This window comes from Agrobacterium larrymoorei (assembly GCF_030819275.1).
GTDB lineage: Bacteria > Pseudomonadota > Alphaproteobacteria > Rhizobiales > Rhizobiaceae > Agrobacterium > Agrobacterium larrymoorei_B.
This window is the reverse complement of the sequence record NZ_JAUTBL010000001.1, coordinates 1,875,760-1,895,552: the sequence shown is the minus strand read 5'-3', so window position 1 is coordinate 1,895,552 and position 19,793 is coordinate 1,875,760. Positions and strand designations below refer to the sequence as shown.

The window sequence follows — 19,793 nt, the reverse complement described above, 5'->3', positions numbered from 1 at the left end:
GGCGAATCTGGAGGGATGCCTAGGCGAGAATGCACGATGATAACCAGCGGAGGTAGACCTTAATAACAATATCATGATATTGTTATTAAGGTCTACCTCCGCTGGTTATCATCGTGCATTCTCGCCTAGGCATCCCTCCAGATTCGCCATAAATTCCACATGCCTAAAACCTATAAAATCAACCGCCTTAACCGTTCACTTATCCGTCCCGCCAACAAGCGCGATCTATATATGCCAAATCCAAACTGCATGCCCTAATGATAAATTTATATAATTATATGTTTTCGCATCCAACAAACCTGTGCCGATCCCAACCCTAAACCAACCTGAACCGCTATTACGGCACACTCAACCCTAAGTCGCTAAAGGGTATATTATCCTAATAACACAGTATAAGCAGAGATGCTCTTTCGGAAGTTACCTAACCGGCTCGCAACAAAGGCGAAGAGCAGACCGCGCGCCAGCTTATGACGATCGTGAATGATCTCATTTAGACAGTCGTTGTTGCCGAAGGCGAGTCTCCATCGCCGACGCTAAGTTGCGTTACAAGCAGGCAAGCATGGGCAAGTCCAGCTTCCGCCTTTTCGCCACCAACCCACCGGGTTATTCAAGTGGCGTGGACGAATAATAAAATTTGCTGCGGGCGCGCCCGGAGACATTCAACGTAAGCGACAAGCTGAGGCCGTTCAGGTCTTGTAGTTCCACGGTATGAGATCGCCGATTTTGCTACTGGGCCATAGAAGCTCACAGTTTAAGACAAGTCTCTATGCAGTAACGGAGCCCGCGCTGCTGACGCCAGATGGGGTCAGCTTTCCGCTTACTTTGCACCACCAATGTGGCGGATATCACTGCGTGCACGTCGCGATGGTCGCGACGACGCTCACACCGAACGCAACGATCAAAAACGGTCTCGACAATATCGGAAAGCAATTCTACTTCGCACAGCACGGACAATTGGAGCCTGGCAACGTGTTGGCGTCCTCAATTTCGGAAGATGTCAAGGTACCTCTTATCACTGGTAGCCTGGCTGGTTAAAGGGAGTGAAACTGAATTGACACCTGAGCGGGCGAGTTTTTTAACACGCAGGTGCGAACTACATTCTGGCAAAACGATTTCCTGCCGAAGCAACGTCAGCTGACCACTGCTCCATTCTCCCCGTCCGAAATGAATGGCGGCATCGACCGGCTCAAGTCTGAAATCGAATGCCGTGATTTTCGTCACTAGATTGATCGCGATACCTGGGTTTGTGCAAGAAAGCTCTGGAGCCCGCAACCGATCGCGTGGGATAAATCCGTACTTGATCCGTCGACGTTTCACTCTGTCAGCTACGGCTGTTTTTCACCCACACGAGACGGCGGACTTACCATCGAACTCATCTCGATTTTGTGGGTGTGCGGATATCACAATCCTCGCACCATGCGGAAAAACTTGAAGTTCCGCCTCATAGTCGATATTGGGCTGACCTCGTGATCAACAGACGAGGACATTATGGCAACCGGTACAGTAAAATTTTTCGCACAGGATAAGGGGTTCGGCTTCATCACCCCAGACAACGGCGGCCCAGACGTCTTCGTTCACATCTCTGGTGTCAGCTTCGGCGGCGCTTTGACCGACGGTCAGAAGGTCAGCTACGATGTCGGCCAGGATCGCAAGACCGGCAAGTCGAAAGCCGAGAACGTTACTGTTCTGTGAAAGCAAAATGGCCCCGTCAACTTTGCCAGGGCCATCCAGGCCTAGTCGATCCGTGCCTAACGCAACCGCCCTACTCGGTTCGTAATCGCGTATATGCCGCTGGAACACGTGACCCCGGCACCAAAAGCCTTTTGTGCTTCTGCGCAGCACACTAATCGCCGTTCCTTGCAAAATTAGACGCCTATTCAGTCATCGACTGCCATCGCTGACCGCTTCGCCAATGGTGTCGGCAACGAACGCGCCCCGCTCTCCCATAGGCTTCGGCGCACCAGTCGTTGAATCCTCGCGCGTTTGATGCTCGAGCTCGGCATTGATTTCAGCGCCGACGATCAAGATGATGACCGAAATCCACACCCAGACCATCAGACCGATCAGAGCCCCGAGAGTCCCGTATGTTGCATTATAGTTCGCGAAATTCTCAAGATAGAAAGAAAACAGGATAGAGGCAACCAACCAAAGCACCGTACTGAAAATGACACCCCAACTCAGCCATTTGATCTTTGCTTCCTCACGGCTCGGTCCATACCGATAGATCATCGATATGCCGCACCCAAACACAAGCATGATGAATGGCCAGCGTGCTAGACGGGCAAGAAGCTCCTGCCAGTCATCAAGCCAAAGATAATGCAAGACTGCGGGCAGGATGCCGATCGCTGAGATCAGGACGATCGCAACAACAAGCGCGCAAAAGGTAAAACCCAGCGATAACAGGTTCAAGCGAACCAGGCTGCGCTTTTCATCTTCGCGATAGGCGACGTTCATTGCATCGAACAAAGCTTTCATGCCGCTATTGGCGCTCCAGATGGCAACGAGCAAACCACCAAAGAACGCCAGACTTCTTGTCGATGTCGCCTGCTGTGTGAGAGATGTCAGCTGGTTCAATATCAAATCAAACGACCCAGGGGGAAAAACACCGGCCAGGAAGCTGATATGGCCCATAATGGCAGTCGGATCCGCGAAAAATCCATAAAGCGCCACCAAGGCACCCATTGCTGGAAACAGCGATAGCAACATGAAGTAGGTGACGCCGGCGGCGATCAAGGTCACACGATCGGCGATGATTGCCTTTGTCACGCGCCAGAAGACATCGCGCAGGCCCTTGGCGGGAATATCCTGTGGTGCCTCGGCGTCCCGGCCGCGATCAGCCTCGGTGTCATTCATCTTCGTTGTCTCCAGCACGCTTACTCCTAAACTCGCATCATACGAGTAAGAGCTAACGATTCTTTTCGATTGATGACTTCCGATCTGACATCTCAACGATAGATGAAGCCGCCACTAAAAACTGTAACCATATTGAAAGTGGCTGAGCAAAGCGGCGAGTTGAACCTGACTTGCGTTCGATCCTTTAACAGAGACTTCCTTCGCCCAGCGCGGCAAACCTCGACCTCGAATGCCGAGAGAACACCTGACCCATCACGGTGACACAATAAATGTGGATGATTGTCGTAGGCTGGTCAAAGCAGAACGAGGGACGCCAGCGACAAAATGAGCGCCGGAAACATCACGACCGCACCGAGCTTCAGAAATTTCCAGCTACTGATATCGAGACCTTCACGACGAAGGGCCGACAGCCACAGGATCGTCGCCAGTGAACCTGTGACAGAGAGGTTGGGGCCGAGATCAACACCGATCAGAATCGCACCTGCGATCTTGTCCGAGACGTGCGCTGCCTGAACCACGCTTCCGGCGAGCAAGCCGGCTGGCAGATTGTTGACGAGATTACAGATGACAGCGACAAACGTCCCGGCCACGCCAACGGCATAACCCTCAGACACCGAAGCCAAAGACACCAATTGGTTGGCCAGAATGGTCGTCACACCCGTCCGGTCAAGCGCTTCGACGATGACGAACAAGCCAGCCACCAACGGCAGGACGCTCCAACTGATACCCTTTATCGTCTCCATGGAACTCTCCCGTGTCAGCAAGAGAACGAGGATAGTCGTGATCGTCCCGGCAACAAAGGTAGGAACGCCGAGGTCAGCATGCAGGGCGGATGCAACAATGAGGATAATCGCGGTGATCACGATGCCCCATCCTGCAAGGCTGGCGCTATGGCTAAGGACCGGTCGGTCTGCACCGGCAGCGAGGCTCTCTTCCGCCAAGGCGTGCCTTTGCGTCCAGTAGAGGCATATGAATGTTACGATGATGGAGACGACCGATGGCAGCAAGAAAGTTGCCAACCAGCGCGACAGAGGTGGCATTTCGCCGCCAGCGAAGATCACGAGATTGGCAGGATTGGAGATCGGCAACACAAAGCTCGCGGCATTGGCGATGAAGGCGCAGATCAAGAGGTAAGGCATCGGATCGCGAACCCGGCTCGCACGGCAGGCTGCATAGACGGCTGGCGTCAGCACAACCGCAGTCGCGTCGTTCGAGAGAAACACCGTCACGACAAGGCCGACCAGATAGACGAGCACAAAAAGGCGCTTGGGCGAACCCTTGGCATAGGACGTCGCAATCGCAGCAACCCAATCGAAAAGGCCCTCTTTGCGAGCCAACTCGGACAAAAGCATCATGCCGATCAGGAAGAGATAGACGTCAACTCCTTTAGCAACACCTGCGAGAGCATCGGCAGGGCCGATCAGTTGGAAACCGAGAAGGAGAGCGGCACCCAGAACCGCCCAAACGGCCTCCGGCCAACGGAACGGCCTGGTGATCACGCCAGCCGCTGTGAGCCCCGCGATACCCCATACGATCGCATTCTGGGTCATTGAGTCCGTCCTTAATGTATGTGAGGCACAACGGCCACAGAGTGCGGAAATCCGGCGCTTCGAGCCGAACTCGATACATCACATCTTTATCATCAGCAACAGGTCCCCCGTCCGCGAGAAGAGCGAAAAGCTTTCATTAGGCTTGCCTTGAAAACGCGACCGGTTCAAAAGCAACCCGTCTTTGCGCCTTCACCGTGATGCCGAACAGGCGCTTTGACCTAAGAGGGAGCCTAAATCCATCCGGCCCATCGGCTCCGAGCCGGGGTGGGAACTGACGATCTCCTCAGAATGCAAATGAGGACTGAAATGACATCCGAGACATTCCGAAACCCTTGCAATCGGATAGCCCCGCTACGTGATCTGACGCACGACGTCGCCCTTAAACTCTTCGCTGAAATTCGATTTCTTCATAATGCTCTTCTTGCGTCAAAATTAGGAAGAAGGCATCTACAAATCTAGGAGCTATCCCGTTAGAGATCGCTCCACACCACAGTCCCATCTTGCTTCCTAATAAGCCGGCAATCCCAGACCTTTAACGCCGCTCTTGCCGCGGGAGAACATGTACACAGCACCTTCCACAAGATGGGCATGCGTGTGCTACTTTCGCATTGGGCGCTTGCGTCTCGAGGTATTTTACAGGCCGGCCAGGATGAAACGCATCCACATATCGGAATGTTGTCGCAATGCACAATACCCCTAATCGATAGTGGCAAAGGCTTCGTCATATTGGACTACGGTCGATCAATCGAAGCGCCTAATCCAACTCAACGTCTCTTCCATGTCGTCATATGGCTCGGGCAAGGCAATCAATCCGAGCTTGTAGTCTTCGAACCGCGCCATTTTCAGCGCTGCCGAAACTCGACGATAGTCGTCGAGGACGATCCTGCGGTTATTGTCTCCCAGTTGCGGTTCGTCTCCCGCCTGGACTATCACACCGCCGTTGAAGTCAAAAACCGGGCACGAGCTTCCCAATTTAGCTTCCAGTACCTGCCTTCCGCCAAGGCGCTCTACTATTTTATCGGACAGAATGGTCAGCCAATTGATCGATTTGATTTGAAGACCATCGCTGCGAGCAGCCTCCACCTGAAATACATTGGGGTCAGAAAAATCCAGGCCGGGAAATCGTTTCAGAGCCGGTAAGGTAGCCACTCCTCCAGAACTCCCGGAAAAGGAGCCGTGTTCGAACAGAACGCTAAAGCCGGCACTGCCGTGAGCGGCATCGACCATAGAGCACCAGCGGCCAACGAGATCGCGAAAATAATGATATCCTTTTTCAACGATGAAGGAGCATGGAAAGTAAGCGCAAATGCTGGAATTTCCGTACGGAAAAAGAGGCTCGGGACCGCTCGCCGTGAATGAAATCGCCAAAGCCTGGGGCTCATCGACAACCTTCTTGTCGGGATAACCGAACACCATCGCGTCCATCGGCTCATCAGGTGAAATAGTGCTGGCCTTCTCATCAAAATAATCAAGATAGCCCTCACCATCGATCATTGTCAGCCGGTTCGCATCGACCTTGAGATAGTGCGATAACTGACCATGGAATAGGGCATGGTACTCCCTCAGTATTTTGCAAAGCGCCAGACGCGTCGTTACCGCCTGGCCATTCGAAAGGTAGAGCTCGAAAGCAAACCCCACTTTCGCGACAATGAAGTCATTGTTAAGCAACTCGACTTCATCAAGCTTTTTTGCATGATCAGGTGTCAACTGTATCTAACTCATCGTTTCATCTCTCAAGGCGCGGCTATCAGGGCGGCCGTGCCGCCGGCGCCAAGAACGCCTAGTGCCGCAGCCCCACATGGTTCCTCGATGGCACAAGCAACAATACCGATGGTCGCCAATGCGCCGCCAATGCCGAGGCCAATTTTCTGACCTGTAGTCAGACCCTCTTCCTGTGGTGCGGTAACTTGCTCGGTCTGTTTTTGTTCATTGCTCGTGCATCGTAATCGTCATGTTGAAGGGATGTTTAGTGTAAGTGGTTAAGGATCGACTGCATCACGAAATCGTAGCCCGTGATGCCGCCAAGCCGGACGAAGAATTGCTCCGTCTCATCGACCTGGGGGGAGTAATGAGTCACCATCAGCACGGAATAGCGGACACCACCAGATGCGAACAGGCTGAGACGGATTTGTGCCTGGCCGCCACCGCCTGCCAGCTTATCAACGATGTAGGCGTAGGAACGCCCTATGCCGCCGCTGCCAAGCCCAGCCAGATCACCCTTCGTGGCAAGAGCCGGATTGGCAAACAGTTTTTCGTTTTGTTTTAGCCAACCGCCAATGAGTTGATCGGCAACGGAATCGACCGCCTCGGCATTAGGTGGCGCAGAGCCTGCAGATGCCGCAATTATGATCACCGACAGAGGATCATCGTCGCTACCCTGCTGGAGTTGCAACGTCCCCGGGAGGTCTCCCTTGAAATCATTGGAGGCAACGGAAAATTCCGACGGATAGTCCAGCGCAATGGACCCTTTTGAGCCCAGCGGAAGATCAACTGCTTCAATCTGGCTTGACGCGAAACCTTCCTCTGGTCCCTCATCGAAGCGGAGTGAATTTGCCACGATCTCCGCATGATTGGCGAACTGATCTCCATATTCAGTATCGCCTTCCATGAAGAAGCAGATCAGCATGTCTTGCCGAACCTGGCAGAGCGAACGCGCCGTCCTCTGCACCTTGCTTTGGTCCAACGTCTGGCCACGAGCATCCGCGGAGGTTAAGGACGCATGATCCGCGTCGGTGATGCCATACCCATTTTCCATCAGCAACTGCTCGCTGACAGAAGGAGCCTCAGCGGCGAACCCAGGCCTCAGCACCGAGACCGTAACCTCGAAATTGTCACGCTCGTCGGGAACAAAAACCTTCGCCAGTTCGGCGCGTCCCGGAGCCTTGACAGCGTCGATTTTGCCCAGGGGCGTCGTGAGCCAATTTTCCTTAGCTAGGAATGAAACCTTGACACCATTGCCCAGATCCAATGGCAGTCTGACATAACCAAGTTGTCTTGCGTCCTGATCGTCCAAGGTCCCTGGCCCGTCCAGTTGCTGCTGCTTTGCTTTTGCCTGCTCGGCGCTGGCGTGTGAAAAAAAGGCAGGGATTGTGAAAAGCGTGATCAGATATCTCGTTAGCACTCGACGCGGCAGCATCACCATCGAAATCTGGCCTTTCTTTTAACACAGCACCGAGACCGGGCACAACTTCGAAGACGTAGAGTTCGCCACGCTCAAACGGTTAGCCTCGTTCAATAACAGGCGGATTGTCGAGCCCATCGGAAACATTCCGCCCTCGCCGAGGCCAAAGAACGATACGGTGCCTGAATAGCCCCGAGATTTGTAGACGCCTTCTTTCCTAAATTGAGTCAAGAAGCATCATTAGCAAATCGAATTTCAGCGAAGAGTTGAAGCGCGACGCGGTGCGCCAGACACCTTTTCTGAGCAGACAATCGCACAGCCTTCCATCAGAAGGCAGTCAAGCTGCGCCTGCAAATCCTGATCAATTGCACTAGGCTCCAGACTCAATTGATCCACCATGTGACGATCGCTGCAATGTAGCACGTTGCCTCGAAGTTTATCATGAGCTTGTCGTATCGCGTCGCGACACGTCTCCAGTCCTTGAGACGGCAGAATGTCCGCTCGATTATATTCCGTCTTCGGTAGGCGACCGGGTCGAACGGTCTGATCCTCTTTCGGGTTGGATTGTTTGGGATGACTGGTTGCGTGCCGCGTGCCCTCAGGAAGCTGCGTAAGGCGTCGCTGTCGTAAGCCGTATCTGCGGCGCACAGACGTGTCGGAGGCAGGGGATCAAGGAGCGGGATGGCAATGGGTGCATCACCACGTTGCCCAGGCGTTATTCGCAACGCGACTGGACGGCCACAACCATCGACAACAGCATGGACTTTTGTCGATCTGCCGCCTCTCGATCGACCAATTGCTTCGGCATCCGCCCCCCTTTTCCACCAGCGGCAGAACGGTGTGCCTTTGCGGTGGTGCTATCGATCATATGGATGTCGCGATCGGTCGTTTGCACCAGAGACTCAAACAGTCGCCGCCATATCCCTTTTGCAGACCAGCGATGGAAGCGATTATAGATCGTTGTCGAAGGCCCGTAGCAGGATGGACAATCCTGCCAGCGGCAACCGGATCGCAAGACGTGGATGATGCCGCTGATAACCCGGCGATCGTCAGTACGATGAGCGCCGGGTTGGTTGGTCGGAAGCAGCGGCGAAATCACTGCCCACTGTTCGTCATCAAGCCAAAATTCGCCCGCCATGGTCAAACACTCCTGCTTCTACAGGTAGTGAATCATAGATAGCCAATTTCATCAACAATTTGATTGGGTTTCGACCCTAAGGCGGGCGTAATCGATGGGGGCCATGTGTAAGTTCGGCTTTAGGCCCTAGGCTACCTTGTCACAAATAGGCGCTGTCAACCCAGATGTTACAGCGCAAAGTGTCACACCATTGGTGTAACACGAGGGTATACCCTCGCGTTATGCTGGCAACCATTCGTATTCCCTACGCACATCAAAATATTGATGCTCTTTTCAAGTTGAACCAATCGACGTCGTTCTCCTCGAATGCCTCCTCTAACTTTTCAGTTGAATTCTCCCGCGCAAACTGAACTTCAGCTGAAGAAACTGGAACGGGAGAAAGCCACGACACTTTCCGTGCACCAAAGCTTTCAGTCGAGAACCCATCGAATCCAAAGGGCGTAGTAAAGTAGAGATGTTGCATATCGCCGAATTTGCCGAAGCGGGAAACCGCATTGCTTAAAAAAGTGCCGGGCGCACAAAACCATTTTTGCTTTATTATTGTTCGAGCAGAGAAGAAAATCATTTGTTCGAATTCGTCGGCTTGATCTGTTTCGCAAGCACCGACAAGCTCAAGGCGAGTATCAGGATACCCACTCCCATCGGAGGCAAACAGTGGATAATTAGAAATGCCGTTAGTGGCTAAAGCCGTAAGTTGATGAGAAGGGCTATCACCGACCCGCCCAATAGCGACATATACAGGATCTGTCGGCTCATCCCTGTGAATAAAGAACTTTGGACGTTTGCCAAGGCTTTTTTCTATAGACTTCGCGATAAGTTTCTCTTCTTGCGAAATTTGTGGCAGATTCAAAGCCTTATTCTCCATAATTTAGGTCATCAGGTGCTTCCACCTATGCGACTGGTTGCTGCTTGCCCTCCTCGGCTCGAATTTGATGGGCCCCATTAACGCGCCGAGTACTTCTAACGCCTTGCTCACCAGTTTCTACCTGCGCCAGCCTCACCCTCAGCGGAAGGAGATGGTCCAATCCAAGCATTGGCTCTATCGGCCACATGCAGGTTGTCGGAGCTGCGCGAGAGCAGCCGCATTCGTAGGTGAAGTAAGGTGAATATGTTTGTGCTCAGAGGACGCGGCGTAGGTGGGGAAAATCGCCTCTACTCAAATTTCAGCCAAGATATCCCTTCGACCAGTTTCCCCCCATGCGCGCAAGAATCGCCCAATCGGGCAATCTTCCTACCCTCGATGGAAGCCACGGACGAACCAGCTGTGATCTTGTCGGACGTCGTGGGAACGCCTGTACAGAGCAAGCTGTCTCCCACTGTGGCAATAGGAACGCCTTCAACCGTGACGAAGCTTTGCTGCGTTGAGATAACCGGTCCGCCGACATGAGGTTTTGGACCCGGATCGACCATCGGGCAGATGTGCCAGTGTGCTTCTAAAGTTACAGGCATTCCAGGCAAAGTATCCTCCTCAATTTCCTACGAAAAAGATGAACGGCCCAAGGGAGTAGGAACCACCGAAATATCGGGATTGATTTCGATAAGTCGCGCGGGTGAGGTAGCGTCGCTACAATCCACGCTCAGATCCAGAAGCAAACTGGGTGATGGACTCGATGGGCAGAGCTCTGCCGCCGTGCTGATTATGCGCTCCTTGATCGAGAAGTCTGGACGCACGCCCTGTGGAACGGACTGCCACCTCGCATCCACCATCTTGCCGTCACGAACCCTGACGCGCAACTCCGCGTGCGAGGCCAGATCGATGGCCGGGAACAAGTGCAGAAATGTAGGTACTCCACCGATCACGAAGGCTTCCAGAATGATAGCCATACGGCTTGTCACAGACGCGAGCATCGCCGGTATCATCGCTGCGGCGTCGGACGACTCCATAATGCTAAAGGTCGGTACTTCCTTCCAACTGACCGGGCCAATCTTTGGGAATACCCGACCCCCGACCAACCTGATGGTTTGCTGGGCGATCTCCGGAATGGATATCGCTTGCTGTTTCCAGCGTGCTCGATCGGAATTCCCGCGTAAAACCATCTCAATATCGTCTGCGCTAAAAGGTAGCGATGCTACAGGACGCGCCAGTGCAAATTCCTTATACAACGGAGGCCAGTTTTCGAACGCGGTCGTGATGATCTCATCAGTGTGTTTTTCAGCGATCGAACTCATGTGTGCATAGGCTTCCTGAAGCATCGCCTATCTCCCTAAATCAGAGATAATCCGGCGTCAGACCAGCCAGGAATTCATCGAAATCTTTTGCGACTGTTCCCACCTGATCCCAGCCGTAACCGGCATCGCCGAAGGTCTTCGCCTTGATCACGATGTAAAGAATACGTCCGTGAGTATCTGCGTTCAGATCGAGTAGGCAGTGGCCATAACCGGCATCGAATGTCAGTGGGTAAAGCCCTGCAGGCAGTCGCTCACCGGAGTTTCCATATAGCGGGTCAATGTAACGTTGGCGCGCCTCGATCATTTTGCCAGGTCCGGCGATTGAATTGACGTCGGCTTTCTTCTTTTTTCCATCAGGAAAAACGACCTTCGTTTTGAAAGCGAAGATTTTCTTGCTGTTAAGGTCGCGGCTTCCGTAACTTAACCAGAAACTCTTAAGCGAATTCGGTAAGGTGACGCCTTCCGAGCGCTCAAATTCTTCGATCTCCGCGTTGACCACCGGCTTCTCCGCACGACCCATTTCATCGGGCTTGTCCAGCATATCCTTCAGAGCTGCATCCATTATTCCAAGAACCTCCGTTTGACTAAACAAGACCACCGGCCGACGCAATGCCGTCGGTGGCGAAACTAGAAGAGCGGTGAGTCGATCATCGATGCGCCACCGACGTGTGCCACCCCGCCGCCTGCAGTATCGTGGACGACTCTGGGAACGTATCCGACGGTGCCATCTTCGAAGTGGTTGAGGACGTAGTCAGAGTGACCTGGATTGGCAACTCCGAGCTCCCTCTGAAGTGTTCTGGCATCGGTCGCCGCATCACCGGTGACAACCGATATGTCCTGCTTCCCGCCCACAACGTACTTGTCGAAGTCTGGAAACCCGTCCTTGTAAGCAATTCCGTCAACCTTGGTTCCGTCGGGCAGGGTTTTCGTCTCGCTGAACTTGAAAAAGCCGTTCCCGTCAGCAGGTTGAGCGATCTTGTTGCCCGCAGCATCGGTCCAGTTGCCGTTCTTTCCATTTGCAGGCATGCGACCGTTCGGCACTTTCTTGCATTCGGCGCAATTTTTCTTTGCGCGCTTCTTCTTCATCGCCTCGCGCACTTTCTCCAAAGCACGTTTCCTAGCCGCGATCGCCGCCTTCGCTCCCTTCATGCCTACGAGGCTTTCTTGTAGCGCTTTCGCGCTTTTTCCGGAAGTAGGAGGCGATCGCCCCACCGAGCTTGGCTCCTTTAGGCCCGTAACGGGCGAGTAGTTTACTTTTACCGATGAGATCGCCGAACGGCACAGCGGACACCGCGGAGAACAGGGCTCCCCACCAATCGCCCTTAACGGCGCGGATGCCGGCGCTCGTCAGGTCGGCTGCGCCCGTTGGGTCGAAAATGCCGGCGACGTCGGTGATGATTGCCGGATCGTCTTTTGCCATCTGCTTGACGTTCGACCAGATACCGTCCTTCAATTCCGCCTTGTAAGTTTCGCTCATTGGAGGAGTTCTCCCTCGGCGTTCAGTTGTCGGGCAATCTCCTGCGGCAGCCATTCGCGGGGGTCATCGAGTGTTTCCGCGTCGTCCCAGGCCCCAGCCATACGATCTTCGGCCATGCGGTTGAATTTCTCGTCAGTGGTGATGTCCGTCCGTCTGAGAATCTGGTTAAGAGTGGGCTCCTTGTGCCAGCCGGGTGCGATCCGAAACATGAAGTCTATAAAGAGTTCGATGTGCTCCACATCGTGGATGGCGTAGGAGAACATCGCCAGCGAAATGCCATGGCTGATCATCTGGTCGAGGACCTGACGATCGACCTGTGCAAGCGCAGGATGGAATTCTTCGTCGAGGTTCTCGACGACATGCGCGACCAAAGCCGGACGATTGTAGAGAAGCGGCGCATCGATCTGCGACTGGGTCAGATGCATCATTGGTCGAATGCGAGCCCCATCCACGGAAATCTGGACCAGATCGGAGGGAATGTCCTTCACATCGGATATCTCGTTATCAGATACGTCGATGCTCTCGTTATTCGCTTCGAGCACATGCGTGGAAAGCCGTCCATCGGCGTTGTCGCGGAACCAGGCGAAGGCATGTTCGCCCATCTCCGTACCGAGGCGCTCTATCCCATTCAGGAAATGCTGCCTCTGCTCGACCGTGAGAAACGGCAATTGGCCGGAGATAATCATAGGATCGTAGAAGCGCCAGAATATGTGGTCTCCGTCGCCATCAACAACTTTTACGAACTTGCGAAAATGGGTGAATATTTGGGCGAACTCCAGATCGCTTTCAACGAAAACACTCCAGCGCCGGCCGAGACCTTCGCTGACAAGATAACGAACAAACTCTCCGCCTTCGTCGCACCGGACTAGCCAAGGCGCATCGTCTTCGAACTCCTGCCGGGCATCCCCGATGAATAGGCATGCTCCTTCGTCGGTCATGCCTTGAGCGATGGTCAGTAGGCCAGGATTGCGAGAGGGATCGATCAGAACGAACAGGTTCGAGCCTGCAGCACGGGGCTGCATGAGCTCATTCTGGATTTGCTTTTTCAATGCTTCGGACATGGTTCAGCTCTTCTTGGAACAATCCTCCGCAAACCCCTTGTCGGTCTTCTTACCGGGGCCGCCGCGGGAAAAGTTTATCTGATTGCCTTTGATATCGACGCGCAGGCCCTTGATGAGTATCCCGCTTTCGTTGATCTCGATCCTGCCACCCGGCGCCGTTAGGACGATCTTCTTGTTGGCATTTATGTACCATGTTTCAGAACGACCGAGGAACTTGTTGTGCGCCCAAAGATCGAAGAGCTCGCCGACCTCCATTCGGATTGTTTTGCCGACAGTCGTACGTTGCTCTTTTCCGATACTGGTCAAATACGTCTGCCCGACATTGGTCACCTTGCTGACGCCAACCTGCTCTGCCTTTGCAATGCCTACGGATGTGGACTGAAACGCGCCGATGATCGTGTTCATGATGCCGGGCATCGGGAATAGACTGGAGGCATCGGACCCAACGCCTGTGCCTGAGCCAGCAAGAGCCGTTCCTGCGTCTGCGCGGGGACTGGAACCAGCGACAACGCCTTCGCGTGATGACAAGCCGCCTGAGCCGAGGAACCCAAGCGCCGATGAAGCGAGCGTGGTGGCAAAGGCTGCAACACCCGGCCCCCCGCCACCAGCGATTTGTGCAGCTTGCGATAACAGGCCTGCCGTCTGCCCGGACAGCGCCTGCACTCCCGCCATAGCCATCATCGCCATCGGGCCGGTACCGCCGACAACGGTGTTTACCGATCCACCGATCTCGTGCTTCTGATTACCGGAGACTTCCACAGCACGGTTGCCGCCAATGGAGGCCACCTCATGCCGGTCGATGCGTTTGGTGCGGTCATTGAGCACGCGCGTCGTCTGGTCCTTCTGGGCATGGAAGAACTGGTTCTCCCTGCCCGCCTCATCCTCGAAGGTGATTTCGTTGAAGCCTTGGCCCTTGTGCGTGTTGGAGCGCAGCACCATGCGCGTCTTGTTGGCGGGCAGGTCGTAAGGCACGGAGTTTGCAGGGTTGTTGACCACGCCCGTGACCAGCGGTCGATCCGGATCGCCATCGACGAAGGCAACCATCACTTCCATGCCGATGCGCGGTATGACCTGAGCACCCCAGGTTCCGCCGCCCCAGGCCTGGCTAACACGCACCCAGCACGTATCTGTCCCATCCTTCTTCGCCTTGCGGTCCCATGGGAACCATAGCTTGATGCGGCCATATTGATCCGGGTGGATTTCCTCTCCCTCCGGGCCTGCAACGATCGCCACCTGCGTGCCCTCGATCCGCGGGCGCTTGGTTGTCCGGTGCGGGGTCAGCGGCACGCGCGACGGGATGGCTTCGAAGCTGTTGCGGTATTCGGGCTCGTTCCCGTTTGTCTCATAGGAGCGATCGACGATGGTGTGGGTCGCCTTGATGATCACATGCTCTTCATACTCATGCTCGGGATGGGCTACCTCGTAAGGCGTAAAGCGCCGTCCGGCTTCGAGGATGCGGGAGGTGGATGCGCCGAAGACGCGGTCGTGGTCGGCTTCGATTGCCTGCGTTCGAAGCTTCTGAGCGCGTTCGGCTTCTGCCACCGTCTTGATGCGTGAAGGATATTCATAAAGCTCGCGCTTGGTCGCGTCTGGCATCTGCACCAGAGATGGCGTCATGGTGCCTGGTACCATCGAGGGTGTCTCGAAGTTCCAGTCGGCCCCTGCCCGCTGGCCCGGCACGTAGGAGAAGCGGCGCGCCCAGTCATTGATGTGGTTGCGATCCGACGAGCCCTGCGCCAGCCTTACCTTGCCTTCACCTTGAGCGGACGGAGATGGTCCAAGCCAACCATTGGCGCTATCGGCCACGTGCAGCTTGTGGAAGCCATCCTCATGGCTGAACCAGTAGAACAGTCCATCCTCCTCGAAACGGCGCAGGAGGTAATCGAGGTCCGTTTCGTTCCATTGAACGCTGTAGTGCTGCGGTGGTGGCGGTGTGATGATGCCGGATGTGTCGGGAGCCGGAATCCCGTGTTCGGAAAAAAGCGTCTCGGCAATCTCAACCACCGTCTTGTCCATCCATATGCGGCAGTCGGAGCGGCGCGAGAGCAGCCACATTTGCGGGCGGATGGTCATGGCGTAGGAGCGAAGGCCGCGAGTGATGGGCGGGCCTTCATGCAGCTCCGTCACCAGACCGTTGAATGGGCGACGCACACCACTTCCTTCTTCGCCATCGCCCTGTTGCACCTCCACAGAGACATCGACCAGACGGCCGATCAGTTCCTCGGGCTTGACTGACTCCTTCTTGGCGCGGACGCTGAGGTTGATCTCGAAGAGTTGCGATACGCCTTCCTGGATCACCATGCGTTCGGGGAGAAGCTGGTCTTCACCCAGCGGGGACTTGACCTTCAGAACGCGGCTCGCCTGGATAAAATCAGACGATGAGGGCTGGTCGGTCATGGTCTCTCTCCGCGATCAATCAAATGAGAAGCGACACGCATGGACTGTGGCTTTCACTATGACCTGTTGTGAAGCAAAGCGGCTCAACCCTGCTTCCAATACTTGGAACTGCCTGTTCGCCATCGAACGAGCTCACACAATTTGCTCAAACACTGCGGTAGCGTCCGTCAACGACGTTCCCCTACGAGATAAGCGTATTTGAATTTCGTCGCGTAGTTTGGAATGGCATCCGCTTTGGGCCCAAACATCACGTCCGAGGTGAGAACGGTACCAATCTCCTTTGTCGTGGGCGCGGTGCCAAGAAGATATATATCCCTCGACAAGAACATCTGATTGCCGAAAGAGTTTGCAACAGCATAGTTTACTTGAAGGGCGAATGCGCTGTGCCCATGCTGAAGGAGAGCCTGGCTAATCTTTGATTCATTGGCCCGTATCCACTTCCGCAACCACACGGAAATCGCACCCTCGTTCAGAGCAGCTGCAGCCTGGCTGAAGACAGCAGCGGCAGCCCCGCCAACTGCGGCTCGCTGATTGAATTGTCTAGGGCCGTCTGGAAGGCTCATATAGGAGAGATCTGGTCCCCTACCCATTTTTTGAGGGGCAAGGACCTCATCTTGCCGAACCGGCCGGACGATAAAATTATCTGTAGAAACGGAAAAATTGGGCATTCAAGACGCCTCCCTTGTGGACGGTACAACCGATTTACGCGGCTCCATCAGCGCTTCAGCGCTATTGGCCCGCAAAGCCCGGATGGGGTGATCCGATGCCCTGTGAAAGGGCACCGGATCAGTTTCCTCAGGCGGCCTTGGTCGTCGCCAGATCGTAAGATGCGATCATTGGAGACTGCGGCGAGTTGTTTTCGTCTGCAGGCGTATACTTCACTTCGATTTTCGTGAAGTTCAGCTTGATCGTCTCGACGGGACGGTCACCACTGGAATCGACCGAATAGCTGGCGATCAGCGTATTGGTAAGGAGATACTGGATATAGGTATTGCCGGGATCTCCAGTCGTTACCAAATGGATGGTAGCAGTTTTACCCTGGCGGCCAGCGCATGCTTCCTGAAACAGCTTGGTGGAGGAGGAGTCGCTGACCTTGGTGAGAATGACTTCCGATATGGTCGGCTCGGATGCTTCACGGTTTGCTGCAGAGCCCGCAGCGGTGTTCATGTTTCGCGTCACATTCCAGTGGATGGCTTCGATGTCCATCCACTTGCGATGTTCCTGATGAGTCGCATCACCCTGAATACCGTCCAACTGCAGATAAATTGGCATGCTGTAAGCTCCTGTTTGAAACGACCTCTTGCTCCGAGGCCCTGTTACCTTTCAACCTGACGCCGCACACGCCGGGTTGCCCCTTTGGATGCGACAACTTCATCCACCCCGGCAGCATCTGCCGAAGCGAAATCGCCCGTTTCCCCAGCCGCTTCGGCATGAACGCCGAACCGCGTACCGTCAAAATCGACAGTGACCATGCCTACCTTTTCACCGGCAACAACCCTCTCAAGGAAGAAGCTGGAAAGGGGTGGCAGGAGATCCTTGCCCATCATGATTTCAATTGCGCGTGCTCCGATGTCGCTGGAGCCGGCCTTATTGACCAGTGCCGCCCGCGCCGTTTCGGAGAGCGACAACTCCGCGCCGTAGGTCGCCCTGACCCGATCGCGGATTTTTTCGATCTGAATGTCGACAATCCTTGAGAGCTGTTCGGCTCCCAAGGGCATGAATGGCAGAATGATCGTGCGACCAAGGAAGGCTGGCTTGAACTGCTTCGTCAGTTCCGGCATCAGCAGCGCTTCTAGGGCCTCGCCTTCGGGCATCGTCTCAGGATCCGCAGCAAGTGCTGACAACAATTCCGACCCGGTGTTGGCTGTCAAAACGATTGTTGTGTTCTTGAAATCCACATCACGGCCTTCGCCGTCTCGAAGAACACCTTTGTCAAAGACCTGGTAGAAGATATCCTGAACACCCGCATGCGCCTTGTCGATTTCGTCGAGCAGAAGAACGCCAAAAGGACGACGTCTCACGGCCTCTGTCAGCACACCTCCCTCACCATATCCCACATAGCCAGGAGGTGAGCCGAGGAGCAGCGAGACTTTGTGCTCCTCTTTGAACTCGGACATGTTGATTGTCGTGAGGTGGTTGCTGCCGCCGTAGAGGAGATCGGCCAGTGACAAAGCTGTCTCCGTCTTGCCGGTACCGGACATGCCGACCAGGAAGAAAACCGCCGGGGGACGTCGTGGATCGGATAATCCTGCGCGCGCAGCACGCATGGCGTCGGCGATTCGATTGATTGCCGCGTCTTGTCCAATGACCCGCTGCTTCATCCGATCATCGAGTGTTCGCGCACTTTCGATCTGGTCTGCAAGCAGCTTGCCAAGCGGAATGCCTGTCCAGCGCGATACCACCGATGCTATGACCTCACGGTCGACCACGGTGGGGACAAGTTTATCGGCCCCAGACTTCGAAGAGGCAAGCCTTAGAGGCGCGACGTTCGACTGGGTCAGCTTCTCATCTGTTTCTTCCGATGCCAGTAGGTCCCGCATCTCAAGATCGTAGCGCGCCTGCAATTCATCGATTTGCCGCCCAAGAGAATCGATCGTTTCCTCTATCGATACTATACGCACCGCCAATTCATCACTGGCTGGTTCACGCTTCAGCCAATCCAGTTCTATGGTGAGAAGGCTCCGCTCGCTTGTCAGGGTACGCAGTTTCTCCGGTACGGTTTGTCGAGCAAGAGAAACCGCTGCTGCGGCCGTATCCAGCAGACTGACCGCCTTGTCAGGAAGCTGGCGCGCAGGCAGATACCGCGCAGAGAGCTGCACCGCCGCAACGATCGCATCGTCTCGAACAATCACGTCATGATGTTTGACGAAGGTGTCCGCCACACCTCTCAACATGCGGATGGCTGTCGCTTCATCCGGCTCGCGAACATGCACGGGTTGGAAACGCCGGGTCAAGGCAGCGTCTTTCTCGAAATACTTCTTGAATTCGCTCCACGTAGTAGCTGCAATCGTTCTAACCTCTCCACGCGCAAGCGCGGGCTTGAGAATATTGGCTGCATCGCCTTGTCCTGCAGCACCGCCGGCGCCAATGAGCCCATGCGCCTCGTCGATGAATAGGATGATGGGCTCAACCGATTTCTTGACTGCGTCGATCACGCCGTGGAGCCGACGCTCAAATTCGCCTTTGACGCCCGCCCCTGCCTGAAGGAGCGAAAGATCAAGCGTCAGCAGCCTGACGTTCTTCAGCTTTTCGGGGACATTGCCGGAAACGATCTCAAGTGCGAGGGCTTCCGCCACAGCCGTCTTTCCAACGCCCGCCTCGCCAACAAGGATGGGATTGTTCTGCCTGCGCCGCGTGAGGATATCCACAATCTGGCGCAGCTCATCATCTCGCCCGATTACCGGATCAATCCGGCCAACTCGTGCGTCAGCGGTCATGTCCTGGGTATAGAGACGTAAGAACTCGTTCTGCTCGGCAGAGCGCACCTTACCGCCCTCCAGCAGCTCTGCCTTGCCTGTGTGAGCGTCATCCTCAACGCTCCGCAGTCTCTGAAGAGCGTTGCGATCCATGCTTTTTAAAGATGGCAAAGTGGACCGAACGAGGGTTCTAAGCGATTCCTCCTCGTCGAGCGCCAAAAGAAGATCGGCCAGCACGACGTGCTTACGGCCAGCCTCAAGCGACGCTAGCAGCCAAGCTTCTCGACCAGCTGCGAGCACGTTCTGCGACAGCGAGAGATCCTCTCGATTGCCGACAACGGCGTCCTCAAGACTACGATCGATCTCTGCGAGAAAACGCTGACGCGGAATGCTCAACTCATCGAGTACACCAACAAACTTCTCAGATTCTACAACCGATTTGAGCCAGTGAGGAACATCGACGTAACGGTGACCCATTCGCACTGCGACCGAGGCAGCAGCTTCCAAGGCTACGCGCAGCTCAGGCTCAAGCGCTCCAATGAGGCGATTGAGATCGATATGCGACATGCGAAGAGCCTCCTGCCCTTGGTCAATCCACAACGTTGCGTAGT

General features: G+C 54.9%; 17 protein-coding genes. 1 reads left to right on the top strand and 16 read right to left on the bottom strand.

Features of this window, described 5'->3' with window-relative positions; translation table 11 throughout:
- The first annotated feature begins 1,488 nt into the window (after window positions 1–1,488).
- Window positions 1,489–1,692, top strand: a complete 204-nt coding sequence (locus QE408_RS08595) for a cold-shock protein (protein ID WP_306930129.1) — start codon at window positions 1,489–1,491, stop codon at window positions 1,690–1,692.
- Between the two features lie 189 nt (window positions 1,693–1,881).
- On the opposite strand, the gene QE408_RS08590 is transcribed toward QE408_RS08595, so the two are convergent.
- The 16 genes from QE408_RS08590 to tssH all read right to left on the bottom strand — a co-directional run bounded on the left by QE408_RS08590 (window position 1,882) and on the right by tssH (window position 19,749).
- Window positions 1,882–2,853, bottom strand: a complete 972-nt coding sequence (locus QE408_RS08590) for a YihY/virulence factor BrkB family protein (protein ID WP_306930128.1) — start codon at window positions 2,851–2,853, stop codon at window positions 1,882–1,884.
- 293 nt (window positions 2,854–3,146) lie between these two features.
- Entirely contained in the window at window positions 3,147–4,403 is a 1,257-nt protein-coding gene (locus QE408_RS08585) for an arsenic transporter (protein WP_306930127.1), read from the bottom strand.
- Between the two features lie 741 nt (window positions 4,404–5,144).
- A complete protein-coding gene (locus QE408_RS08580; protein ID WP_306930126.1) occupies window positions 5,145–6,110 on the bottom strand; it encodes a type VI immunity family protein in 966 nt (321 codons plus the stop codon).
- Window positions 6,111–6,369: 259 nt separating this feature from the next.
- Window positions 6,370–7,545 carry a hypothetical protein gene (locus tag QE408_RS08575; RefSeq protein ID WP_306930124.1) on the bottom strand — a complete coding sequence of 392 codons (1,176 nt, stop codon included), beginning with the start codon at window positions 7,543–7,545 and terminating at the stop codon, window positions 6,370–6,372.
- Window positions 7,546–7,907: 362 nt separating this feature from the next.
- Window positions 7,908–8,662 (bottom strand): IS5 family transposase gene (locus QE408_RS08570; RefSeq protein WP_306929091.1). Its coding sequence is split into 2 segments (ribosomal slippage): window positions 7,908–8,332 and window positions 8,332–8,662, totalling 756 coding nucleotides; the frame shifts between segments, so codons are not numbered across the junction.
- A gap of 253 nt (window positions 8,663–8,915) precedes the next feature.
- The gene (locus QE408_RS08565; RefSeq protein WP_111849023.1) at window positions 8,916–9,527 is read right to left on the bottom strand and encodes a suppressor of fused domain protein; all 612 of its coding nucleotides are present in this window, start codon (window positions 9,525–9,527) and stop codon (window positions 8,916–8,918) included.
- 287 nt (window positions 9,528–9,814) lie between these two features.
- Window positions 9,815–10,111: a PAAR domain-containing protein gene (locus QE408_RS08560; protein WP_162693956.1), complete on the bottom strand. Its 297-nt coding sequence runs from the start codon at window positions 10,109–10,111 to the stop codon at window positions 9,815–9,817.
- A gap of 27 nt (window positions 10,112–10,138) precedes the next feature.
- Window positions 10,139–10,855, bottom strand: coding sequence for a hypothetical protein (locus tag QE408_RS08555; RefSeq protein ID WP_306930120.1), 717 nt, complete (start codon window positions 10,853–10,855; stop codon window positions 10,139–10,141).
- A 16-nt stretch (window positions 10,856–10,871) separates the two neighbouring features.
- Entirely contained in the window at window positions 10,872–11,393 is a 522-nt protein-coding gene (locus QE408_RS08550; protein WP_111849018.1) for an SMI1/KNR4 family protein, read from the bottom strand.
- Between the two features lie 65 nt (window positions 11,394–11,458).
- Window positions 11,459–11,938, bottom strand: a complete 480-nt coding sequence (locus QE408_RS08545) for a hypothetical protein (protein WP_162728467.1) — start codon at window positions 11,936–11,938, stop codon at window positions 11,459–11,461.
- Between the two features lie 10 nt (window positions 11,939–11,948).
- Window positions 11,949–12,308, bottom strand: a complete 360-nt coding sequence (locus tag QE408_RS08540; RefSeq protein WP_306930117.1) for a hypothetical protein — start codon at window positions 12,306–12,308, stop codon at window positions 11,949–11,951.
- Complete coding sequence (locus QE408_RS08535; RefSeq protein ID WP_306930116.1) at window positions 12,305–13,369, bottom strand: DUF4123 domain-containing protein; 1,065 nt, start codon at window positions 13,367–13,369, stop codon at window positions 12,305–12,307. The genes QE408_RS08540 and QE408_RS08535 overlap by 4 nt, the downstream gene beginning before the upstream one ends.
- A 3-nt stretch (window positions 13,370–13,372) precedes the next feature.
- On the bottom strand, window positions 13,373–15,766 hold the full coding sequence (gene tssI / locus QE408_RS08530) for a type VI secretion system tip protein TssI/VgrG (RefSeq protein ID WP_306930113.1): 2,394 nt from the start codon (window positions 15,764–15,766) through the stop codon (window positions 13,373–13,375).
- A gap of 167 nt (window positions 15,767–15,933) precedes the next feature.
- Window positions 15,934–16,434, bottom strand: coding sequence for a hypothetical protein (locus QE408_RS08525; protein ID WP_306930111.1), 501 nt, complete (start codon window positions 16,432–16,434; stop codon window positions 15,934–15,936).
- Window positions 16,435–16,561: 127 nt separating this feature from the next.
- Window positions 16,562–17,038, bottom strand: coding sequence for an Hcp family type VI secretion system effector (locus QE408_RS08520; RefSeq protein WP_062426859.1), 477 nt, complete (start codon window positions 17,036–17,038; stop codon window positions 16,562–16,564).
- A 44-nt stretch (window positions 17,039–17,082) separates the two neighbouring features.
- Complete coding sequence (gene tssH, locus QE408_RS08515) at window positions 17,083–19,749, bottom strand: type VI secretion system ATPase TssH (protein ID WP_306930108.1); 2,667 nt, start codon at window positions 19,747–19,749, stop codon at window positions 17,083–17,085.
- Between the last annotated feature and the right edge of the window lie 44 nt (window positions 19,750–19,793).